Below are 444 nucleotides of genomic sequence, written 5' to 3' on the forward strand. Positions count from 1 at the left end.
GGAAGATGGCCGGCGGCAAGGCGTAGATGACATCGGATATTGCGATCAGCACGACATCGAGAGGCCCTCGCCGCAGCCCGGAATAGATGCCCAAGGGCACGGCCACGAAATAGGCCGCGACCGTCGCGCTCAGCGCGACAACCAGAACCGTCCTGCCGCCATAGAGGAAACGGCTGAAAGTGTCGCGACCGAGGAAATCGGTTCCGAGCCAATGCTCTTGAGTTATGGGCGCGAACGGAGCGCCGACAATTTCATCAAAAGCGTAGGGGCTGAAATAGGGTCCAAGCGTTGCAAGGGCGACGATAATCAGGACCAGGACCAGGGCGATGCGGGCGGCGGGCTTCGCCAGCGTAAGGCGCAGGACAGAGGTGCACATGGACCGATCTCCCCGGCTCAGTTCTTGCCGCTCGCTACGCGCAGCCTTGGGTTCAGGAGAAGGATAAG

1 pseudogene is annotated in these 444 nt (G+C 61.3%); it reads right to left on the minus strand.

Going from position 1 to position 444, the window contains the following annotated elements:
• Positions 1 to 376: pseudogene (locus EN807_RS32655) on the minus strand (ABC transporter permease); the annotation flags it as partial.
• Positions 377 to 444 lie beyond the last annotated feature (68 nt).

This window comes from Mesorhizobium sp. M5C.F.Ca.ET.164.01.1.1 (assembly GCF_004792125.1).
GTDB lineage: Bacteria > Pseudomonadota > Alphaproteobacteria > Rhizobiales > Rhizobiaceae > Mesorhizobium > Mesorhizobium wenxiniae.